Source organism: Amycolatopsis cihanbeyliensis (assembly GCF_006715045.1).
Classification (GTDB): domain Bacteria; phylum Actinomycetota; class Actinomycetes; order Mycobacteriales; family Pseudonocardiaceae; genus Amycolatopsis; species Amycolatopsis cihanbeyliensis.
In genome coordinates, this window is record NZ_VFML01000001.1 from 6,232,888 (window position 1) to 6,255,576 (window position 22,689).

The 22,689-nt window shown below is 66.6% G+C and carries 15 protein-coding genes; 7 read left to right on the plus strand and 8 right to left on the minus strand.

All coding sequences use genetic code 11. The annotated features are described in order from the left end of the window. Positions 1-23 precede the first annotated feature (23 nt). Complete coding sequence (locus FB471_RS28480) at positions 24-1,088, plus strand: glucose-1-phosphate thymidylyltransferase (protein ID WP_142001373.1); 1,065 nt, start codon at positions 24-26, stop codon at positions 1,086-1,088. A gap of 129 nt (positions 1,089-1,217) precedes the next feature. After that, the gene (locus tag FB471_RS28485; protein WP_246076639.1) at positions 1,218-2,546 is read left to right on the plus strand and encodes an NDP-hexose 2,3-dehydratase family protein; all 1,329 of its coding nucleotides are present in this window, start codon (positions 1,218-1,220) and stop codon (positions 2,544-2,546) included. Positions 2,547-2,608: 62 nt separating this feature from the next. On the opposite strand, the gene FB471_RS28490 is transcribed toward FB471_RS28485, so the two are convergent. The 5 genes from FB471_RS28490 to FB471_RS28510 all read right to left on the minus strand — a co-directional run bounded on the left by FB471_RS28490 (position 2,609) and on the right by FB471_RS28510 (position 8,653). Further along, entirely contained in the window at positions 2,609-4,585 is a 1,977-nt protein-coding gene (locus tag FB471_RS28490; protein ID WP_142001375.1) for an anthranilate synthase family protein, read from the minus strand. 23 nt (positions 4,586-4,608) lie between these two features. Beyond that, the gene (locus tag FB471_RS28495) at positions 4,609-5,280 is read right to left on the minus strand and encodes an isochorismatase family protein (protein WP_142001376.1); all 672 of its coding nucleotides are present in this window, start codon (positions 5,278-5,280) and stop codon (positions 4,609-4,611) included. 76 nt (positions 5,281-5,356) lie between these two features. After that, positions 5,357-6,127 (minus strand): 2,3-dihydro-2,3-dihydroxybenzoate dehydrogenase, encoded by a 771-nt coding sequence (locus tag FB471_RS28500; RefSeq protein WP_142001377.1) that lies wholly within the window; start codon positions 6,125-6,127, stop codon positions 5,357-5,359. 49 nt (positions 6,128-6,176) lie between these two features. Then, the gene (locus tag FB471_RS28505) at positions 6,177-7,355 is read right to left on the minus strand and encodes a 3-deoxy-7-phosphoheptulonate synthase (RefSeq protein WP_281287427.1); all 1,179 of its coding nucleotides are present in this window, start codon (positions 7,353-7,355) and stop codon (positions 6,177-6,179) included. Between the two features lie 32 nt (positions 7,356-7,387). Beyond that, a complete protein-coding gene (locus FB471_RS28510; protein WP_211358167.1) occupies positions 7,388-8,653 on the minus strand; it encodes an IS701 family transposase in 1,266 nt (421 codons plus the stop codon). A gap of 292 nt (positions 8,654-8,945) precedes the next feature. Between FB471_RS28510 and ispH the strand changes: the two genes are divergently transcribed. The 5 genes from ispH to FB471_RS28535 all read left to right on the plus strand — a co-directional run bounded on the left by ispH (position 8,946) and on the right by FB471_RS28535 (position 16,774). Further along, positions 8,946-9,896, plus strand: coding sequence for a 4-hydroxy-3-methylbut-2-enyl diphosphate reductase (gene ispH, locus FB471_RS28515; RefSeq protein ID WP_142001379.1), 951 nt, complete (start codon positions 8,946-8,948; stop codon positions 9,894-9,896). 76 nt (positions 9,897-9,972) lie between these two features. Further along, positions 9,973-10,962, plus strand: a complete 990-nt coding sequence (locus tag FB471_RS28520) for a polyprenyl synthetase family protein (RefSeq protein WP_211358168.1) — start codon at positions 9,973-9,975, stop codon at positions 10,960-10,962. A 59-nt stretch (positions 10,963-11,021) separates the two neighbouring features. Continuing rightward, positions 11,022-12,869 carry a 1-deoxy-D-xylulose-5-phosphate synthase gene (locus tag FB471_RS28525; protein WP_142001381.1) on the plus strand — a complete coding sequence of 616 codons (1,848 nt, stop codon included), beginning with the start codon at positions 11,022-11,024 and terminating at the stop codon, positions 12,867-12,869. Positions 12,870-12,880: 11 nt separating this feature from the next. Continuing rightward, the gene (ispG, locus tag FB471_RS28530; protein ID WP_425457116.1) at positions 12,881-14,026 is read left to right on the plus strand and encodes a flavodoxin-dependent (E)-4-hydroxy-3-methylbut-2-enyl-diphosphate synthase; all 1,146 of its coding nucleotides are present in this window, start codon (positions 12,881-12,883) and stop codon (positions 14,024-14,026) included. 375 nt (positions 14,027-14,401) lie between these two features. Further along, on the plus strand, positions 14,402-16,774 hold the full coding sequence (locus tag FB471_RS28535) for an ATP-binding protein (protein WP_170220962.1): 2,373 nt from the start codon (positions 14,402-14,404) through the stop codon (positions 16,772-16,774). Here the strand turns inward: FB471_RS28535 and FB471_RS28540 are convergent. The 3 genes from FB471_RS28540 to FB471_RS28550 all read right to left on the minus strand — a co-directional run bounded on the left by FB471_RS28540 (position 16,759) and on the right by FB471_RS28550 (position 22,568). Beyond that, positions 16,759-17,682, minus strand: a complete 924-nt coding sequence (locus FB471_RS28540; protein WP_211358169.1) for a UbiA family prenyltransferase — start codon at positions 17,680-17,682, stop codon at positions 16,759-16,761. The genes FB471_RS28535 and FB471_RS28540 overlap by 16 nt on opposite strands. Before the next feature lie 110 nt (positions 17,683-17,792). Beyond that, positions 17,793-18,875, minus strand: coding sequence for an acyltransferase family protein (locus tag FB471_RS28545; protein ID WP_170220963.1), 1,083 nt, complete (start codon positions 18,873-18,875; stop codon positions 17,793-17,795). Positions 18,876-19,289: 414 nt separating this feature from the next. After that, positions 19,290-22,568: an AfsR/SARP family transcriptional regulator gene (locus FB471_RS28550; protein ID WP_142001386.1), complete on the minus strand. Its 3,279-nt coding sequence runs from the start codon at positions 22,566-22,568 to the stop codon at positions 19,290-19,292. Positions 22,569-22,689: the final 121 nt, after the last annotated feature.

Consider the following 22,689-nt stretch of genomic DNA (forward strand, 5'->3'; position numbering starts at 1 on the left):
TTCAGGAACTGAAAGGACCTCCCATGAAGGCTCTTGTACTGTCCGGGGGAACAGGAACCCGCCTCCGCCCGCTCAGCTACTCCATGCCGAAACAGCTGATTCCGGTTGCCAACAAACCGGTGCTGGAACATGTCCTTGAGAACATCCGTGACCTGGGCGTAGTCGAGATCGGGATGATCGTCGGCGATCGTGCCCCGGAAATCACCAGGGCGATCGGCGACGGCTCGCGCTTCGGCGCGCGTATCACCTATATCACGCAGGACGAGCCGCTCGGCCTCGCGCACTGCGTCACCCTTGCCGAAGAGTTCCTCGGCGACGAGGATTTCGTGATGTATCTCGGCGACAATCTGCTTCCCGACGGAATCGCCGATATCGCGAGAGAGTTCGCCACCGGCAGGCCCGAAGCGCAGGTTGTCGTGTGCAAGGTCTTCGACCCGAGCTCGTTCGGAGTCGCGGAGCTGGATGAACACGGCGCGGTGCTACGGCTGGTGGAGAAGCCGCACGAACCGAAGAGTGACCTCGCGCTTATCGGCGTCTACTTCTTTACCCAGGCCATCCATGAGGCCGTCGCCGCGATCGGGCCGAGTGCCCGCGGCGAGTTGGAGATAACCGACGCCATCCAGTGGCTGGTCGGCAGGGGCGCCGAGGTCAAGGCAACCGAGTATGGCGGTTACTGGAAAGACACCGGATCCGTCGACGATGTACTGGAGGGAAACCGCCAGCTGCTCGACCGGCTCCGGCCGGCCGTCCTCGGCGAGATCGATCACGCCAGCGTACTGATCGGCCCTGTCATCGTCGAACCCGGTGCTCGCGTGCTCCGGTCCACGATCGAGGGGCCCGCGATCATCGGGGCCGGCACCGTCGTGGCGGACAGCCGCGTTGGCGAGCACACCTCGCTTGGCCGCGACTGTGTGCTCAGCGGTACGAGTATCGGGAACTCCGTGGTGCTGGACGGATCCACATTGTCCGGGATTCCCGAGTTGCGCGACTCACTGATCGGCCGGTCGGTTTCCATCGGCGCGGCCGATCGTGGCACCTGTCACCGACTGGTACTCGGAGACCACACGCACGTGCGGATCGCGGCATGAGCGTCCAGACCGCCTGGCCAGGGCGGAGACTATCGATGGATCAGGAGTAACCCTATGTCGAACGCCGCGATGCCGGTCATATCGCCGTCCGTACTACAGCGGCGGGAAGACCCCGGACATTCGGGCCGCATGGTGTTGTCCGCGGGCACACTCGAAGGGCGATGGCTGCGCGGCGAGGACCTCTCGGGCTGGCTCGCGGGGCGCGCCGGTGCTGGCAGTTTCCGGGTCGACCGGATTCCGTTCGCCGAGCTGGACGGCTGGTCGTTCGAGCGGGACACCGGGAACCTGGTACACCGCAGCGGCCGTTTCTTCAGCGTCGAAGGGCTGCGCGTCGCCGTGGACAGGGGGCCGATTCTCCAGTGGCAGCAGCCGATCATCCGGCAACCGGAGGTCGGGATCCTGGGCATCCTCGTCAAGGAGTTCGACGGGGTGCTGCATTTCCTGATGCAGGCGAAGATGGAGCCTGGCAACCCCAACCTGGTCCAGCTGTCCCCGACCGTGCAGGCCACCCGCAGCAACTACACCAAGGTGCACAAGGGCGCGGACGTGAAGTATCTTGATTACTTCATCGACTCGCGTCGCGGCAGGGTTCTCGCCGATGTGATGCAATCCGAGCACGGCGCCTGGTTCTTCCGGAAATCCAACCGCAACATGGTCGTCGAGGCGTACGGCCATGTGCCACTGGACGAGGACTTCTGCTGGCTGACCCTTGGTCAGATCGGCGAACTGCTGCGCAGGGACAACGTCGTGAACATGGACGCGCGCACCGTACTGGCCTGCGCCCCGACCACCTACCGCGAGACGGGCGCGCTGCACTCCGACATGGAACTCCTGTCCTGGTTCACCGGTGAGCGTTCCTGGCGTCAGATACACGTCCAGCGTATGCCGCTTGCCGAGGTGACGTCCTGGGTACGTGGTGAGTCCACTATCGACCATGTTCCCGAGCGATACTTCCGAGTGATGGCGGTGTCGGTGCAGGCTGGTAACCGGGAGGTCGCGAGCTGGACACAACCGCTGTTCGAACCGACCGAGCGTGGTGTCGCGGCATTCGTGGTTCGGCGCTTTGAAGGAGTACCCCATCTACTCGTGCACGCCAGGCTGGAGGGCGGCTTCCTCGATACGGTCGAGCTGGGACCGACCGTCCAGTGCACCCCGGAGTACTACGCCCACCTTCCACTGGAGGACCGGCCGCCGTTCCTCGACCTGGTGCTCGGCGCCGCGAGCGGGCAGATCGCCTACGAGGCGGTGCACGCCGAAGAGGGCGGACGTTTTTACCACGCGGAGAGCCGCTACCTGGTCATCGAAGCCGATGAGGCGCAGGCGCCGACCAAGCCGCCTTCTGGTTTTCTCTGGGTGACACCTGGCCAGCTGAACTCGCTGGTCCAGCACGGCCGCTACGTCAACGTTCAGGCGCGCAGCCTGCTCGCCTGCTTCAACACCAATGCGATTCGTCTCTGACCGGGCTGGCAGGCGGCCCGCGGCCGGGTTCGCGAGGCCTTCGGCCGAGAGCGCGCCCCGCATCACCTTTGTGCAGGCACCTTCCTCAACAGCTCCCAGCCCGTGGTCGGTTCGAGGGCGGAAACCTCCCGTCCCGGTGTGCTGTTCTCAGCGGCTTCGAGGTCCTGGTATCCCAGTACGTCCTTCATGAGCTCGCCGACGATACGCATGCCGTCCTGGGTGAGAAGTGATTCGGCGTGAAACTGCAGGGAGGCGAAGTACGGCCCGCGTAGCGCGTGCACCTCGTTCGCCTCCGCGTCCCGGCTCACCTCCACCGTGCCGACGCCATCGCAGGTGACCTTGTCCTCGCCGCTGTAGACGACGAACGAGTTGTAGAAGCCCACCCGTTCCGGTGCGCCGAAGAGGTCGATCCGACGCTGTACGCCCTGGTTCGGAACCTCCCTGCGAACCAGGGCGAAACCGAGCTCCGCGCAGAGCACCTGGTGGCTGAGACACACCGCGAGGAACGGCCGCCGCTGCGCGAGCAGGGTACGCACCGCGGACCTGAGATGATCGATCTTCGGGTGTACTGTCTCGCGCGGGTCGCCGGGGCCTGGACCCAGTACGACGAGGTCGTGTCCGCTGAACGAGTACGGTTCGTCGAAGCGACGGACGGTCACCACGAGACCGGCGGACCGGAGCTGGTGGTAGAGCATGGACGTGAAGGTGTCCTCGGCATCGATGACCAGGACCCGGAGGCCGGCCAGTTCTGGCTCCGGCGTTGACCGGGCGTCCTCCCGCGTCCGCCAGAACTTCGAGATCGTCGTGTTGCGCTCCGCCAGCGCGGCCAGGACGCCGGGGTGCTCGCTGAGCGAAGGAGGCCGGTCGGTGCCTAGCGCGGCGAGCAGTCCGGCTGCCTTGGCGTGTGTCTCGGCGACCTCGGAGGCCGGATCGGAGTCGCGCACCAGCGTGGCGCCCACCCCGATCTTGATCCGGCCCCGGTCGTCGAGGTGCGCGGTGCGGATGAGGATGGACGAATCCATCGTGCGACCACCATGGGCGTCGCGGCCCATGAGCGCGACGATTCCGCTGTAGTAGCCGCGACCCTGAGGTTCGTACCGGTTGATGACCCGGCAGGCGCTCTCGAGCGGGCTGCCGGTGACGGTGGGTGCGAACATCGTCTCGTGGAGTATCTCGCGTGGATCGCGGGTGCTGTGACCGTCGATGAAGTACTCGGTATGCGCGAGGTACGCCATTTCCTTGAGGTACGGTCCTTCGACCCTGCCGCCGTGCTCGCAGATCCGGGCCATCATCTTGAGTTCCTCGTCGACGACCATGTAGAGCTCGGCGGTCTCCTTGTGATCGGCGAGGAAGTCCAGCACCTCGTGCAGGACGGGGCCGGACGGCGGGTAGCGGTAGGTGCCGCTGACCGGGTTCATCACCGCGGTGCCGTGGTGCAGGCTGACGTGCCGTTCCGGGCTGGCGCCGACGAAGGTGTGCGCGCCGGTGTGTACGAGGAAGGTCCAGTAGGCGCCCGATTCCCGTTGCAGGAGACGGCGGAACAGGGTCAGCGCGTGGTATGGAGTGTAGTCGCTGATATCGGCGACGAACGAGCGTTTGATGACGAAGTTCGCGCCCTCGCCCCTGCCGATCTCGTCGGCGATGATCTTGCGGACTATCTCGGCGTAGGCGTCGTCGTCCACATCGAAATGCCCACCTTTCACGCGGATGGGCGTATCTGGTAACCGGTCGAGCACCTCGGTTGCCGACGCGGTGGACTGGTCGGTGACGGTGATCGCGATCAGCGGTGAGCCGTCGTCGGTGCTGGCGAAGCCTCGTTCGGCGATCTGGCGATAGGGGACGATCGTCAACGTCTCGTGGCGTGCGCCGCCGGTGGGTGCGCACGCCTCGGGCAGCGGAATCTCCGCCAGCGTTTCCGGGGTGGACATCGTACCGACCAGGATGTCCAGCGTGTCCGCCCCGGTGATCTCGGGCCGGTGCAGCAGCGCGAAGGCGGGCGGTTGTGGTGCCAGTATCCGGCCGAGCAGATCCGCTGCCATGGATGTCCCCTTCTGTGTCGCGCTCACCTGGCGACCGCACGGACTCGGTTGGTCGTCGTGCCGAGGTCGGCGAGCAGCTCCCCGGTGACGGTGACCACCGCACAGCGGCGTGCCGCGTACTCGACAGCCTGCCGGTGGTACTCGGGCGAGAAATCGGCGACCGCGTCCGCGATGAGGAAGGTCTCGATATCGTTGGTGAACGCATCGACGGCGGTCATCAGGATGCCGACGTGCGCGTACACCCCGCAGAGGACGAGCTGGTCGCGACCATGCCGGCGCATCCGCTCGAGCAGCCCGGTGCGGAAGAAGGCGCTGTAGCGCCACTTGGTGAACATCCAGTCGTCCGGGGCAGGCGCCAGTGGCGCGACGATCTGGCGATCGGCCGGGTCCACCCGCATACCCGGTCCCCAGAAGTCCTTCAACAGCCCGCGCTGCTCCGCGGTCATCCCGCCGGGCTGGGCGGTGTAGCCCACCGGGACGCCAAGCGCGCGGCAGCGCCGCCGCAGCAGCACGGTGTTGCGCACGAGCTCGTCTGCGGGGGGCTGGTCCTCGGTGAAGGGATGCAGGAAGTAACGCTGCATATCGTGAATCAGCAGCATCGCGCGGTCGGGCTCGACGATCCACGGCGCGGTATTGGCAGGCAGTTCGCGCCTGGTCGGCAGCGGGTAGGGCCTGATCGGGGGGATCTCTGGCATGGGTACACCTCTGCTGGGGTTGGTTGGTCTCGTGGGTGTTCGGGGAGGTGAGAACGGCACCGAACACGCGGGAGTGCTAGCCGCCGAGGGTGGCGCCACCGTCGACCGTGAGGGTGTGCATGGTGATGTGCGCCGCCTGGTCGGAGAGCAGGAAGACGACGGCGTCGGCGACGTCCGAAGCGCGGGCCAGCTTCGCCAGCGGGATGCCGAGGCGGTAGGCATCGAGACTGCCCTCGACTGTGGTTTTGGGGCCGGTGCTGTCCTGCCACATGGACCTGAGCATGGGAGTGTCGGTGGAGCCCGGCGCCACCAGGTTGCAGCGGATCCCATACTTGGCGGTCTCAAGGCCGAGGCATTTGGTGAACATCGTCGCCGCCGCCTTGGAGGCGCAGTAGGCGGACATATCCATCCGTGCGGTGCCCTCGGCGTTGGAGGTCACGGTGACGACGGCTCCGCGCGAGCGTGGCAGCATCCGGTTCACCACGGCCCTGGACATCAGGAAGACGCCGGTCGTGTTGACGCCGAAGGTGGCCGCCCAGTCCTCCTCGGTCAACTCGGTGGCCTTGCCGAGGCGGAGCACTCCCGCTGCGTTGACAAGGAAGTCCACCGGCCCCAGCCGCGACTCGACCGCGCCGGCTCCCGCTTCGACCTCCGCGCTCGCCGTGACGTCGAGGTGGAAAGCCTCAACCCGCAAGCCGTCAGCGGTCAGCTTCCGCACCGTCTGGCGCAGCCCTTCGGCGTCCCTGTCGACGGCGGCCACCGTCGCGCCTTGCTCGCCAAGGGCGCGAACCACCGCGGCGCCGATCCCGCTTGCCGCCCCGGTCACCAGCGCGACCTTGTCGTCCATTACCGAATCTCCTTCACGAGGTTCTTGCCTGCCGTCAGCGACGGGCGCTTCATCCACACCAGGCGGAGACCACCGAAACGGCCTGCTCCGGATTGAGTCGTGGATCGCAGAAACTGGTGTACTTCTCGGTCACCCGATCCAGGTGGGACCGGTTCGGGACGCATTCGGTGACGTCGTCCGGGGTGGTCTCCAGATGGATTCCCCCTGCGACACCACCGGAGTTCCGTACCGCGACCTGGAACTGCTGAATCTCCTTGATGATCGTCTCCACCAGCCGGGTCTTGAGCCCGGATGGGGTGGCTATGGTGTTCGCGTGCATGGGATCGGTGAGCCAGATGACCGGGTGTCCCGCGGCACGGACGGCCGCCACCAGTGGGGGCAACAGCTCGGCCACGACAGTGGCGCCCATCCTGGCGATGAGGGTGAGCCTGCCCTCCTCGCGCAGGGGATCGAGCGACTCGCATAGGGTGAGCAACTCGCCGACGGTCATGCCGGGGCCGACCTTGCAGGCCACCGGGTTGACGATCCCGGCAAGGAGCGCGACGTGGGCGAAGCCCACCTGGCGGGTCCGCTCGCCGATCCAGGGCCAGTGCGTTGAGGTGAGTACCACCCGGCCTTGCCCATCCCGGCGGAGCATCGGGAGTTCGTAGTCGAGCAGAAGCGCCTCGTGGCTGGTCCAGGTGGGCAGGTCGATCCTCGGCTGAGTGTCGCGCCAGCCAAGGTGCCCCATGACCTGATGCGCGGCCCGGTAACCGGCCAGGATGCGCCGGGGGTCGGGTGTCCTGAGCTCGGGATCGGGCTCTGGGCTGTTGACCATATGACCCCGGTAGACCGGCAGTTCCAGGTTCCCGACCCACTCGGTGCAGTAGGAGCGGGGCTTGGTGAACTGGCCCGCGATGCGCCCCGCCCGCACCACCGGTTTGTGCGTGGTCATCTTCAGCACGCCGGCAAGTGTGTCCAGCAGCCCCGCCTTCCTGGCGACATAGCCGGCCGTGCATTCCGCCGGATCTTCGGCACAGTCGCCGGACAGCACGAGGTGGGCCTGCCCGGTCGCTACTCGTGCCAGCAGGGACGACAGCCGGAACACGTCTTCGGCACGAACAAGGGGCGGTCCGTTCGCCAGCTCTCCGCGCACCGCCGGAAGCCGCGGATCATCGTCCCAGCCAGGTTGCTGCAAAGCCGGTCTCGATCGGATGCCGAGCAGGTCGTCGTCCACGGACCCCTCCACGTGTGGAATGGCAGGATCGCCGGCCGTCCGGGTCAAGAAGCCCGATCCACTTGATTGCATGGCACAGCGGACATGGCGGCGATGGCATGTGCGGCCGAGACGAGAGTGACGTGGCGATGCCACCCGCTGTAGGAGCGACCGGCATAGTCCTTGATGCCGACCTGGTCGGTGATCTCGGCGAAATCCTGGTCGACCTTGCTGGAGAAACCACTCAACTGCGGTATGACGGCGGCCTGGGCGGCCGTCATGCTGGTCAGCCACAGCTCGGCGGGCCACTGCCTGCCGTTGTCTCCTACTCCGACGAGGAGCAACTCCGTGCTCGGCTGGGCGTGCCCCGGCCGTGCCGGAGATGAGTGCGGCAACGGCGCGGTGACGCGGACGGTGGCGATCAGGCTCGTCCGCCGCCACATCGTTCCGGAAGCATGCTCGAGCCATCCGACCGGGCGTTTCAGCTCCCTCGCGGCTCGCATGATCTGACTCGCCGGGAGTGCGCTGGCGACGTGTCCGGTCAGCGCGGGATCCGCCACGGTCAGCATGACCTCGTCGGCGATGCGTGCCACCGGCCACATTCCTTCGGCACGAAGCCGGCACACGGTCGCCACCGCGTCCGGCTGGCAGGTGTTCACCACCACGGGCCTTGCGGGCAGCTCCCACTCCGCCCGCATCTCGCGGCAGGCAGAGATCACGCAGTCGCTCGGCGTCTGCGGCCTCACCTCGGACGGAATCGAAGCCTGGCTCCGCCGGACCTGGTCGGTGATCCAGGTCCGGGGCAGGTGCAGCCGCCAGTTGAGCGGGACGCTCAGTTGATCCGAGACCGCCCATACTCCGATGGCCCATTGCGCGTTCAGCACCTGGCTGTCGGTGGGAGAAAAGTACTTACTCACGCCGACGGAGTGCTGCCCGGTTTTGGGAATGACCAACGGCCGCACCACCCAGGCCTGCGTCGACGCGGCGCGCATGACGTACTGTGCCAGTGCCCGGCGTACCGTGGTCCAGTCCCAGGTCGAGCCGCTGACGAAATGGTGAAGACTCTGCTCGGTGCCGTTCCCGCCGATCAACGCCGCCATGTTCCGGACCGACTTGCGCCCACGGGTTCCGAGTAGGCCGAGGATGTACTCCATGCCCTTCCGGCGCTGGTCGTTGCGGCGCAGCGAGGTGAACAGGGCGGAGCAGAGCTCGTCGAACGCCTCGTCGGTGCCGGTGACGTGAGCCGGCTTTCGGGTGTCTCCCAGGTATCCGGTTTGGGCGGGAGACCTGCCTTCGGTGGTCAGCGCCGGACGCTGGATAGTGGTTTGCATATGATCCTCCGGGCCGGTGTCGCTGCGGAACGCACTCACCGGGAGTGCCGCGCTCGGCCGTCCTTATCGGTTGGTTTTCACACTAGAAATTTCTCCTTCCGAGCTGAATGGCAAGCCGATAACAAGGTTCATTGCTACGGGGCTGAGGCGTAGCTGGTTCGTGCCGGCCTGCCTTTTCAGGGTTGACTTCACAACCGCGCGGCGCCCACGCTGGACATTACCAGCGATAGAAGGGCAGTAATTCGATGCCGACGCCTTTTATATGGACCACCAGCAGGGAAGCGGAGCGAGGATGCAGGTCAACAAGAAGGTAATTCTTGCGGAGCCCCGCAGTTTTTGCGCCGGGGTGCGTAGGGCAATTTCGATTGTCGAACTCGCCTTGGCGCGTTACGGTGCGCCGGTTTATGTCCGCAAGGAAATCGTCCACAATCGCTACATCGTGCGCTTGCTGGAACGTCGGGGTGCGCGCTTCGTCGATACCGAAAACGATGTGCCAGAGGGCGCGGTGTGCGTGTTCTCCGCGCATGGTGTCTCACCGCAGGTCCGGCAGAACGCCGAGGTGCGGCAGCTCGACGTCATCGACGCGACCTGCCCGCTGGTGACCAAGGTGCACCAGGAGGCTCGCCGATATGCGAAGGACGACCGGACACTGCTGCTGGTGGGGCACGCCGGGCACGAAGAGGTCGAGGGCACCTTCGGGCACGCGCCCGGGCAGACGGTGATCATCGAGACGGTTGAGGACGCTGAGCGGCTGGATCTGCCAGCGGATGCCAGGGTCGCCTACCTCACCCAGACGACCCTTTCGGTCGACGAGACCCGCGACATCATCGATGTGCTGCAGCGCCGGTTCGTCGACCTGGTTGGCCCCGGCACCGGCGACATCTGTTACGCGAGCCAGAACCGGCAGGACGCGATCAGGGCTATCGTACCGCGCAGTGACCTGGTCCTCGTGGTCGGCTCCCCCAATTCGAGCAATTCGGTTCGTATGGTCGAGCTGGCCGAACGTCTCGGTACGGCCGCCTATCTGGTGCCGGATGTGACCAAATTCGACAATATGTGGCTCGAAGGAGTGCAAACTGTCGGAGTCAGCGCGGGAGCGAGCGCTCCCGAGATTCTGGTCGAGGAACTACTGGACAAACTGGCCGAATCTGGCTACAGCAACCTGGAGATCGAGCAGGTGGCGACCGAGGACGTCGTTTTCACCCCACCCGCAAAACTCACAAGATCGGCTACTGCCGGCTGAACGATCGAACGGGAGGACGGTACCCGAAATGCCAAGTCAGGTAGTCTCCAACATGCGGCCGCTTCGCGTCGATCTGATGACGCGGGTCGAGTCGCGACTCGATGCTTTCCTGGCCACCGAACGGGCTCGATGGGCCGGTGTCGACAGCAGAGCCGGTGTGCCCGTCGACGCGGTGACCGCGCTGGTGGCCGCGGGCGGCAAGCGGCTGCGGCCGGCGTTCTGTGTGACCGGGTTCCTTGGCGCCGGTGGCGATCCGGATGACCCCACGATTGTGGACTGCGCCGCGGGGCTGGAACTGATCCATGTTGCCGCCCTGATCCACGACGATGTACTGGACGCCGCCGAGTTCCGCCGCGGCAGCCCAGCCGTGCACGCCAAGTACACGGCCGAACACGCCGCTCTGGGGTGGCGAGGTGAGCCCCGCCGCTACGGCGACGGCGTCGCGATTCTCTCCGGTGACCTGGCCAACGTCTTCGCCGAACGACTGGCACACGCCCTCTCGCCGGGTCCGCGCCGGATCTGGGGCGAGATGCTCACCGAGATTCAGGTCGGCCAGTTCCTGGATATGGCCGTGGCCGCCGAAGGCGTGATCGAGCCCAAGCTGTCCCGCTGGATCGCGGTGTGCAAGTCCGGCCGCTACAGCATCCACCGGCCGTTGCTGCTGGGCGCCGCGATCGCGGGGCGCGAGGACTTGGCGCCCGCCTTCGAGGAGTACGGCGAGGCGCTGGGTGAGGCCTTCCAGCTGCGAGACGACCTGATCGACGCCTTCGGCGACAGCGAAACGGCAGGCAAGCCGGTCGGGCTGGACTTGGCGCAGCACAAGATGACGCTGCTGCTCGCCGAGGCGGTGCAGCGTGACGGGCGAGTCCGCAAGCTGGTCTCGGAGCCGGAATGGGATACCGCGGCGCTTCGCGAACGACTCATCGAGAGCAAGGGCGACATCGAGAACCGCATCGATGTTCTGGTGGAACGAGCCCACCGCGCGATCGACCGGGCTCCGCTGGGTGCGGCCTGGCGAAACGAGTTGACCAAGATGGCGGTCGAAGTCGCCTACCGGAACCGGTGAGGGAGAACCGAAATGTCGCTGACGAACACACCTGGGTTCTGCTCGGAGGAGGGATCGCGATGACCCTGCTTGAGACGGTGCACAGCCCGGCGCAACTGCGCGGACGGACCACCGAGGAACTGTACGTACTCGCCGGTGAGATCCGCGAGTTCCTGATCGACCGGGTGTCCTCCGTAGGGGGGCACCTGGGACCCAACCTCGGCGTGGTGGAGTTGACGATCGCGCTGCACAGCGTGTTCGAGTCGCCCCGGGATCGGTTCCTGTGGGACATCGGGCATCAGGCGTACGTGCACAAGATCCTGACGGGCAGGCGCGCCGGCTTCGACCGGCTGCGGCAGAAGGGCGGGCTGTCCGGCTATCCCAGTGCCGCCGAGTCCGAGCATGATCTGGTGGAGAACTCGCATGCTTCCACCGCGCTGTCCTACGCCGACGGCCTCGCCCGTGCCGATGCCCACAACGGCCGCACCGACCGGGCCGTGGTGGCGATTATCGGGGACGGCGCGATGACCGGCGGCATGGCCTGGGAGGCACTGAACAACATCGCCGGCGGTCCCGACCGCCCCCTGATCATCGTGCTCAACGACAATCAGCGCTCCTACGCGCCCACCAGGGGCGGGCTGGCCGACCACCTCACCGAACTGCGCGCGGGGCACCCGGGGCGAGGCATGTTCGAGCAACTGGGACTGGCCTACCTCGGCACGGTCGACGGCCACGACGTGGTGGCCGTGCAGGACGCGCTACGCGAGGCGCGGGAGGTCGGCGGGCCGGTGGTCGTGCATGTGGTCACTGAGAAGGGGCGAGGTTTCGCGCATACCGAGAACAACGACGTGGACCGGGGACACGTGGTCAAGCCGATGGACCCGCGCACAGGGGAGGCGCTCGGCGCGCCTGCCGGGCCCTCGTTCACCGCGGTGTTCGGCAAGGAGATCACCAGGCTCGCGCAGGAGCGATCGGACATCGTCGCGATCACCGCGGCGATGCTGGAGCCGACCGGGCTTGTCCCGATGCAGCAGCGGTTCCCGGACCGGGTCATCGACGTGGGGCTCGCCGAGCAGCATGCCGTCACCATGGCCGCAGGGCTTTCCATGGGTGGGGTGCACCCGGTGGTAGCCATCTACTCCACCTTCGTCAATCGCGCGCTGGACCAACTGCTGATGGATGTGGCCCTGCACCGCCGCGCGGTGACCTTCGTACTGGATCGTTCCGGGATCACCGGCGACGACGGCCCCAGTCACAACGGCATGTGGGATATGTCGATCCTGCAGGTGGTGCCCGGACTCCGGATCGCGGCACCGCGAGACGGCACCCGGCTGGCCGAACTCCTCCGCGAGGCTGTCGCCTGGGAGGAAACCCCGACCCTGATCCGGTTCCCGAAGGGCCCGACCGGTGCGGACCTGCCGGCCGTGACGACATTCGCGGGTATGGATGTATTACACCGCTCCGGGCCGTTGGACGTGCTTATCGTCTCGGTGGGCGCGCTGGCCGGCGTCGCCCTGAGAGTCGCCGAAATGGTCGAAGCCCAGGGCATCGGGACGACGGTGGTGGACCCTCGCTGGGTGATCCCGGTCAATCCGGCGCTCGGCGATATGGCGCGCAGGCACCGGCGGGTGATCACCATCGAGGACAACAGCCGTACCGGCGGAGTGGGTGCGACCATCGCCCAATCACTGCGGGACGCGGGCGTCGGCACCCGGCTGCGCGAGTTCGGCATCCCCCGGCGCTTCCTCGATCACGGGAAGCGCGCCGACGTGCTTTCCGCATGCGGGCTGACCGCGCAGGATATCTCACTTGCCGTGATCGAGGACGTCGCCGAGCTGGAATCGGTGCCATGCGACGCCGGAGGCGAGGATCTCGGCGTGGAGATGGTCCGGTTACTACAGCACGAAAGCGGAAGGGAAGAACGGTGACGGCCGTAACTCTGGGCATACCGACAATCGGTGCGAAAGAAGAAGAGGTTCCGCTTTCTGTTGCCAATCGGCGTATGTCGCGTCAGATCATGGTCGGATCGGTACCAGTGGGCGGGAAGGCCCCCGTTTCGGTGCAGTCGATGACCACCACGCTGACGTCCGATGTGGATGCCACCTTGCAACAGATCGCCGAGCTGACCGCGGCCGGCTGCCAGATCGTCCGGGTCGCGGTGCCATCGGCCGATGACGCCGCGGCGCTTCCGATCATCGCGAAGAAGTCGCAGCTTCCAGTGATCGCGGACATCCATTTCCAGCCCAAGTATGTTTTCGCGGCGATCGACGCCGGCTGCGCGGCAGTGCGGGTGAACCCCGGAAATATCAAGAAGTTCGACGACAAGGTAGGTGATATCGCGAAAGCCGCCGCGGACGCCGGAATTCCGATCCGGATCGGGGTGAACGCCGGGTCGCTTGACAAGCGGCTGCTCGAGAAATACGGCAAAGCCACCCCGGACGCGCTGGTCGAGTCGGCGCTGTGGGAGTGCTCCCTTTTTGAGGAGCATGGTTTTGGCGATATCAAGATCTCGGTCAAGCATAATGACCCGGTTGTGATGATCGAGGCCTACCGGCGACTGGCGGCCAGGTGCGACTATCCGTTGCATCTCGGGGTGACCGAGGCCGGCCCGCAGTTTCAGGGCACGATCAAGTCCGCGGTGGCCTTCGGGGCATTGCTGGCCGAGGGGATCGGCGACACCATCCGGGTGTCGCTGTCCTGCCCGCCGGTCGAGGAGGTCAAGGTCGGCAACCAGATCCTGGAGTCCCTTGCGCTCAGGGAGCGTGGCCTCGACATCGTCTCGTGCCCGTCCTGTGGGCGCGCGCAGGTGGACGTGCACACGTTGAGCGAGCGAGTATCCGCGGCACTGGAGGGCTTCCCGGTACCGCTGCGGGTGGCCGTGATGGGCTGTGTCGTCAACGGCCCCGGCGAGGCAAGGGAGGCGGACCTCGGAGTGGCGTCCGGTAACGGCAAGGGTCAGATCTTCGTCAAGGGCGAGGTCATCAAGACCGTTCCCGAATCCGAGATCGTCGAAGCCCTCCTCGAGGAAGCGGTGCGCATCGCCGAGGAGAGGGGCATTGCGGTCGATCCCGACGCGATCGCCTGACCTGCCGGTTGCACTCTGAGTGCCTCTTCCGGGTAGAGACCCGGCTGTTGCCCTGGCGCCTGTGCCGACGGTATGGTAGCGATGACGGTCGGTATGTAGGGGACCGATCTACTTCCTCCGCGTCGAGGATCAATCGACCTTTAGTCGCGGTGGCTTCGGCTCTGATCTTGCACCAATGCTGTCACTGCGGTGGATACCGCACGAAGTGGTGATGTTGGCTGGGAGCTGCGCACTCACCGATAGCTGCGCGAAAATGTGATCACGCAGTCGATGATGAGGTGAGCCATGTTCTACACGTAGCCACCGACGGGACGAACCCATGCACGCATCTCAACAGCGACATCCGCGAAGAGCGCTCCTGCTGCGGCCGACACAGTGAGCGCCCCCTCGATCTATGCTCCCACCGAGCTTGTCGGCCGTGCGGTCGAGTTCGGTTCTCTCCGGGATGAGCTGCTCGGTCCGGGCGGCCGGATGATCACCGTTACCGGCCCGGTAGGTGTTGGCAAGAGCCGGCTCGCCGCCGCGCTGTTCGAGCATGTTTCACCCGAGTTCGAAGATGGTGGGTGTTTCCTCGACCTGACCGACGTGGACCCGCTGCGGCCGGACGGCGTACTCGCCGCGATGATCACCATGGCCGAGGCCGAGGCCGGGACCGAGGCCGCCACGGCGCAGGAGCGCGTGGTGAGCTACCTGCGCGACAAGCACTTCCTGCTGGTACTCGACGGTTGCGAGCATCTGATGGAGATGCTGCCCTCGTTGCTCGCCGCCCTGGTCACGGCCTGTCCTCGGCTGTCGACGCTCGTCGTCAGCCTCGAGCCGCTACGGGTGTACGGCGAGGCGCTGTTCAGGTTGACGCCGCTGCCGGTTCCTGATCCAAGGCGGTGCGACGATCTGGCCGCGTTGCAGCAGGTACCGGCCGTCCTGCTGTTCGTGCAGCGGACCAGAGCGGTGCGGCCGGGCTTCACGCTGACCACTGAGAACCGCGAAGCGGTTGCCAGGCTGTCCGTGCTGACCGACGGCCTGCCGCTGGCGATCGAGCTCGCGGCGGCGCAAATGAAGCTGTCGTCGCCGCAGAACCTGCTGGCGACGTTGGACGGTGACTTGGCCCGCCTCTCCGGAACAGGATCCGACACGCTGTCCCGGCACCACTGCATGCGTGCGGCGGTCGCGTGGAGTTTGAAGCGGCTGCGCAACGACGAGCAGATGTTCCTTGGCAGCCTCGCGTTGTTCCCGGATCAGTTCGATCTCGACGCGGCCGGGGGAGTGGCACGGACCGGCGCGGCCGAGACACACCGGTTTCTGGAACAGCTCGTGGACAGGAACCTGCTGCAAACGGGGGAATGCCTTGACGGGGACCTCACCTTCAGCATGTTCGGACTCACGCGACTGTACGTACTGCAGTGGCTGCGGCAGACGGGTGACTACGAGCGCGTCCTGCGCGGCCACGCCGACTACTTCCTGGACATGGCCGAGACCGCGGAATCCGCGTTGGCCGGTCCCGGGCAGGCACGATGGCTCCACCGACTTGAGTCCTGGCACGGTGCTGTGGAGGTCGCGCTGCGTTTCCTGACCAGCGCGGGCGACGGTGCCCGCGCGGTGAGCCTCGCCTCCGCGCTGCGCTTGTACTGGCTCGGCCGGGGCAAAGCCACCAGCGGCAAGCACTGGCTGAAGGAAGGCCTCGGCACCGAAGGGCTGCCGGAACACCTCGCGGCCAAGGGCGAGGCGGTGCTTGGCGAGCTCATGCTGTGGACCGGCGAGCAGGAGGCCGCCGTGAAGTGCCTGACCAGTGCCCGCGGCAGATACCAGGAGCTGGGGGACCCGCGGGGCGATGCCACCTGCCTGAACCGGTTGGGGCTGGCCGCCTACTACCACGGGGACCTGGCCGAAGCCGAGCGGGTGCTCGACGAGAGCGTCGTCGCGTTCCAGGCTCTTGACCTGACACGCGAACATGCGATGGCGATGCGAGACCTTGCCGACTGCCACCGTGCCTCGGGCAACCTCAAGGCGGCCAAGGAGGCGGCCGAGGCCGCGCTCGCGGATTTCCTCCGGCAACAAGACCTACGCAACGTCGCGCTGACGCGGTACGTCCTGGCCGATGTCGCTCTCGACCTGGCTGATCGAGATGAGGCCGGGCGGCTCTACGACATGTCCCTCCGGGAGCTTGACGAGCTCGGTGACCTGTCAGCCTGCGCGATCGGCCTCGAGAAGTCGGCGATCCTGCTGACCAGCAGCCACGGCCGGATCACCGAGAGCTGGCGGAGGGCCGCGCGCGCACTGGGGACCGCATCGGACCTGCGTGCCACCACCGGGTGCGTGGCACCGCAGCCCGCGCAGCTCGCCGTGGACGGCGCTGTGGCAGAGGCCAGGGTACGTCTTGGTGACCATGCCATTTATGAATGTTGGGCGGAAGGCGCCGCGCTGGAGCCGGAGGCGGCCATCGCCGAGGCGCTCACCCCGGCGCAGAGCCCGCAGGTCGCTCGGCTGCGCGGGCTGACCGCGGACAGCCCGCTGACCTGCCGGGAGCTGGAAGTGGCCGGGCTGGTGGCAGGCGGAATGACCAACCGCGAGATCGGCCGGCGCCTCGGCATCGCGGAATGGACCGCTGTCAACCATATCCGCAAGATCATGCGCAAGCTGGACTGCACCTCCCGGGTGCAGGTGGCCAGCTGGATGACGAAGACGGGTACCGGCTCCGCGGTCGCGATGCCGAAGCAGCCGGATCCCCGGGCGCGTCAGAGTCCGAAATGAATGACGTTGAACAGGAGCACGCAGGCCACGGTGGTGCGGAAGGTGACCACACCCCTGCTGCGTGCCAGCAGCGCGTGACCGTTGTGTATGAAGGAGCCGTACTGGCGCAGCCGGAGCACGATGAGCGGTGCCGCGGTCACGACGAACCACCACGGAATCCAGCCCGTCACCACGGGAACCACGATCACCAGCAGGTTGGCCGCGGTCAGGATGCCGAGGAAGATCTTGTTTCCGCGCGCTGAGGTCAGTACGGCGATGGTGCGGCGGCCTGCCGCGGCGTCCCCGCTGATGTCGTTGGTGTTGGAGTATCCGGCGATGAGTAACTGCCCGAACCCGAACAGCAGGCCCTCGGTCAGCACGAGGGCCGGCAAGGCTCCCGTGGCGAGACCGTAGGGTGCCAAGACGAATGCTGATGCGGAGAACAGCAGCAGCAGTTCGCCAAGGCCCCGGTAACTGAGTTTCAGACCCCACGAGTACTGCACGCTGAGGGTCAGCAGCAATACGGTGATCAGGATGGCCCACAGGGACTTGTTCGGTGTATGGACGATGGTGATGGTCCACCACAGGGCACCGAAGGCCAGGCTGAGGTAGCCGTACAGCTGAGCCTGACGGACGGTCAGTTCGCCGGTGAGCAGCGGCTTGCGCTTCAACGGACGTGACTGTGTCTTGCTCGCGTCCTGATAGTTGGCGCTGTCGCTGCCGTCCTTGCTGCCGGTCACGTCGTCGAGTGTCATCACCGCGAAGAGCACGCCGGCTTGACCAAGGCCGAAGAACAGCAAGGTGAGCAGGGTGTCACCGGCGAACCGTGAGGCCGGTTCCAGCGCTGTCCACATGATGATCAGAGCGAGGAAGAAGTCGAGAACGAACTGATACTTGACCAGCCTCGCGAAGCTCCCGAAGGTCTTCATGATTCCTGTCGACGTCGTGAGGCTGGCGCTCGCTGTCATGGTGACCCCTACCAGTCGGAAGTGACTCAGGACTGCTTACTTCGCCGGGGAGGCAGGCACGCGGCCCGGGCTCACCCGGAGACTCCGACCTTGTCGGGGCCGGGGCGGTTCTCCGGCTTCGGCTTCTTACTGCTCGCGAAGCGCTTCATCATGGGGCGTTCAACGGTGATGTGCAGCAACCACGCCAGCAGCAAGGAGATCACGAAGGAGACCGCGAGCAGCCCGATCGCCTGCGCGGTGCCCCAGGTTTGTTCGGGGTCGCCCAGTGCCATCTCGCCGTACATCTGGACCAGGCGGTGCACCAGGTAGAAGGCAAAGGAGATCTCACCGAGCCAGACGAAAACCCGACCGCGGAGGAACGATGGAAGGTTACGGAGGTCCGCGGTGGCGGCGGCGGGAATGATGAGCGCGAGGGGAATGATTGTCGGCGCGACGGCGTGGTACGGCGACGGCGTCAGCAGCAAGGCTCCGTAGCCGGCGGCGAGGAGAAGGAATGCCGGTCCCAGGCCGAGCGGAATCCATCGTTTGGCGATGACGATACGCGCCATCAGGATGCCGACCACGAACTCGAGCGCGCGGGCGGGTGGCAGCGTGTAGAGCAGCCAGCCCTGCCAGGTGTCCATTCCGTCCTGGGGGAGGAGCGTCGCCACGAAGATCAGAGCGAAGATCGCGGCTATGACGACGCCGACACAGAGCCAGAGTCGCGCCGCCGGAATCTTCTTGGCGAGCACGAAAAGAACCGGGAACATCAGATAAAAGAATATTTCGCAGGCCAGTGACCAGCTGACCTCGTTCAAGGAGAACATGATCTCCATCGAGGGGAACCATGCCTGCACGAGGAACAGGTTCGAGAAGATCTGCGCGCCCGTGAGCGCCTGGCCGACGGAAAACGCGAGCACGAGCGCGATTAACCAGGTGACGACGTGGTTTGGATAGATCTTGACGACTCGCCTGCGCCAGAACCGGGCTGGGGTGTCGTTGGCGCGAACGGACCAGGCGAGGACGAATCCACTGAGAATGAAGAAGAAGCTCACGCCGATGCCGTTGGCCTTTGAGAACAAGAACTCTGCTACCTTGGAAACGCCGGTATCGCCGAAAGGCTGCAGGTAGTATGAATGGTAGAGAAAGACTGCGATCACGGCGAGGAACCGCATGCCGGTGAGCGAAGGCAGTCGCGATGTGGGGGCCCGAGTGTCCGGGGAGGTCGAGGTCATGGCAATGATATCTCCTGCTCGGAGTTGTGCGCGGTGGCCGAACGGCTGAGACTCACAAAAACGTCAGTAGGTCCGCACGCGTGCTCGGTTATTTCGTGTTGAGTCAGTGTCTTATTCAAATGTCGGGTTATTCAGGTCCGTAGCGTGCGTCACCACTGCTGTGACCTGCAACGACCTCCCGCCCGTCGCCCACCACCACCCACACGGTGGCGCTGCGCGCCGCGGTGACCATGGGCCTGGCGGCCCGCGGTCGCTGGGTCGTTCTGAATAACCCTCTCAGTGTAAGCGGATGGGCGGAGACGTTCTTTTCGACAAGCCCGGAGTTTGTCAGGTCTGCCGACCGGTACCGATCGCTCAGGAGCGTGACTCGGCCGCCATGACGGTGTGCGGGTCGCTGAGATACTCGTCCGGGTCGAGTTCGCGGCCGCGCTCGAACTCGGCGGCGAAGGCGTCCGCGCCGATGATGGCTTCCGCCTTCGCGGTGACGCGGTCCACGTCGCCGCGTTCACCGGCCGGGAGTGGCGCTCCAACCGATTCCCTTGCCGCGGCGCCTGCGCCCAGCAGCCGGGCGGCGTGGCCGGGATGGCCGGCTGCGGCCTGCACACCGGCAAGGCCTTCCAGCGCGAGCGCGACCGACCTGGGATCTCCGCTGCCGAGTGCGGCGGTGAGGCCGTCCAGTTGTGCTGTTCGTGCGGCCTCGAGGTCGCCCCGCAGTTCGGCGATGAAACCGAGTTCGGCCAGAATCAGTGACGGTATGCTCGGCTCGTAACCCATTTGGCGGTGCAGTTCGAGCACGTCGCGGAAATGCGTCTCGGCGAGCTCGAACTTTCCCTCCCTGCGCGCGCCGAGGCCGAGTCCGATCTCGGCAAACTGCTCCCCGAACTTGTCGGACTGTTCGATGGCCAGCCGCCTCGCGCGCTCGTGGAACTCCCTGGCCTGCACGTAGTTGCGGGTCAGCAGGGCGATCCGGCCGAGCCCGGACAAGGTGAAGGAGACCTCCGGCCAGAGTTTGAAATCCTCGGCGATGCGCAGCGCGTCCCGGTGCAGCCTACCCGCCTGCTCGTAGTCACCCATGACCTCGGCCAGCGTCGCGAGCGGGGCGATGGCCTGCAACTGGCCCCAGTGGTCGCCGAGCTCACGGAACAGTGCGAGGCTCTGCTCGCCGTTGCGCTTGAGCGCCGCGAAGTCGCCGCGGAGCTTCGCCTGGAAACTCCGGGTACTCAGCACCGCGGCCGTGCCCCAGCGGTCGCCGAGGACGCGGAACGCCGCCAGCGCCCTGTCCATCAGGTCCTCGCTGACCGAAAGATCACCGATTCCGTACAGGCTGGAGCCAAGGAACAGCTCGGCCCTGGCCAGGCCACCCGGGTCGTCGATCTCGTCGTACTGTTGCAGCGCGGCCCTGCGCTCTTCCACCGGGTCGGTGCCGCCACCGCCGATCAGCAACCGGAAACCGGCCTGCCAGGCCGTGGCCTTGGCGCGTGCCGCCGCGGGCACCTCGCCCTCGACGGACAGCGCGGTGGTCAGCGACCGCCAGGCTTCGCCGTGCCTGCCGCGCAGGTTCCAGTACCAGGTCAGCGCGTTGGCCAGCCGCACAGCAGAGACCGCGTCCCCTTGCTGTACCAGGCCCTCGAGCGCGGAACGGAGGTTGGCGGTTTCGGCATCGAGGCGTCGCAGCCACTGGCGCTGGGCGTGGCCGTGCAGGTGCGGCTCGGCGCGTTCGGCCAGGTCGAGGTAATAGCGCCGGTGGCGCAGCCGGATGGTTTCGAGCTCGCCGGCCTCCTCGAGGCGTTCGACGCAGTAGGCAGCGACCGATTCCAGCAGCCGGTACCGGGGTCCTTCCGTACCGTCGGTCATCACGACCAGCGAGCAGTCGACAAGGCGGGCCAGCAGATCGAGTACCTCTGTCCCGTCCGTGCCGTCCGTTGCGCAGAGCTCCTCGGCGGCCGCGAGTGTGCAGCCGTCGGAGTGCACGGCCAGCCTGCGCAGCACCGCGCGTTCCTTGTCGCCGAGCAGCTCCCAGCTCCAATCGATGATCGCGCGCAGGGTCCGCTGCCGCTGCGGGGCGTCCCGCTCCCCGGTGGCCAGCAGGTGGAACCGGTCGTCGAGGCGCGCGGCCAGTTCGTGCACTCCCAGTGCCCGCACCCGGGTAGCCGCCATCTCCAGTGCGAGCGGAATCCCGTCCAGCCGCTGGCAGATCGCGGCGACGGCGGCCGAGTTGTCCGCGTCGAGGGTGAAACCGGAGGCGGCCGCCGCGCGTGCCACGAACAGCTGTACCGCGCTGAACCGGTGCAACGCCGCGGACTCGGTCTGTTCCGCGGCCGAGGGCAGTTCCAGTGGCGGCACTACCCGCACCTGTTCACCGGAGATGCCGAGGGGCTCCTGGCTGGTTGCCAGTATCCGCAATCCGGGAGCGTTCCTGAGCAGCAGCTCGCTCAGCTTGGCGACCGGCTCGATCGCGTGCTCGCAGTTGTCCAGCACCAGCAGCAGGCGCTTGTTGTGCAGAACGCCGACCAGCCATTCGGTCAGCGGGGTCGGCTCCTCATGGGACGAGGGGCCCATCGGCACGGGGCTGGCCGGCGGGTGATCGCGAACGCCGAGGACCGCCGCCACCACCTCGGCCACCTCGGTGAGTGCGGACGGGTCGAGTGCGGCGAACTCGGCGAGCCACACCCCGTCCGGGAAGGTGTCGACCAGCTGGGTGGCCGTTTCCACGGCGACCCTGGTCTTGCCGACCCCGCCGGGACCGGTGAGGGTCACCAGCCTGCGTGCGTCCAGAGTCGCACGGACTTCGGCCGTCTCGCCGTCCCTGCCGATCAGGTCGGTGAGCGGCGCGGGCAGGTTCGTCGGCGGCCTTGCCGCGGTGGTGACAGGGGATGGCACGGCTTCCAAGGCCGGATCCTGCTCGAGGATCGCCTGGTACAGGGCCGCCAGTTCGGGCCTGGGGTCAAGGCCGAGTTCCTCGGCGAGGCGGTCGCGCAAGTCACAGTAGCTGTTCAGCGCCTCGCTCTGCCGTCCAGCCCGGTAGAGCGCGCGTACATGTGCGGTCCGCAGCCGTTCCCGCAGCGGGTGCTGGGTGACCAGGTCGCCCATCTCGTCCGCGAGCAGGCCATGTTCACCCAGCTCGAGCCGGGTTTCGGCCTGCTCCTCCAGCGCGGTGAGCCGTCGCTCCTCCAGCCGGGCGATCTCGGACCGGCTGAACTCCTCGTCGCCGAAGTCGACGAACGGGGGACCCCGCCACAGCGCCAGGGCGTCGGCGAGCAGTGCGGCCTTGGCGCGCGGATCCGCTGTCGCCTGTACCCGCGCCGTCAGGTCCTGGAACCGGCCCGCGTCCACCGCCCCGGAATCCACCTCGAGCAGGTATCCCGGTGGCCGGGACACCACGAGCTCCCGCCCACCGGGTTCCGCTTTCTCCAGCGCTCGTCGTAACTGCCACACCTTGCTCTGCAACACGTTCGCCGGATTGCTTGGTTGCTTCGCGCCCCAGAGGTCGTCGGTGAGCCGGTCCGCCGACACCGGCCGTCCCTGGTGCACCAGGAGGTCGGCCAGCAGGGCGCGAACCTTGAGCTCGGGGACTCTGACCGACGTCCCGTCGTCTGTCCACACCTCGAGCGGACCAAGCACTCCGAACCGCATACGGCAACTATAACGCAGCGCAACGTCAGTGAACCGTTTCAGCCGGTACCGGTGGATATCGGGTGACCGAGACCGGGCCAACAGTCGACCGAGAGCCCGCACGCCCACGCTTTGGGCACGA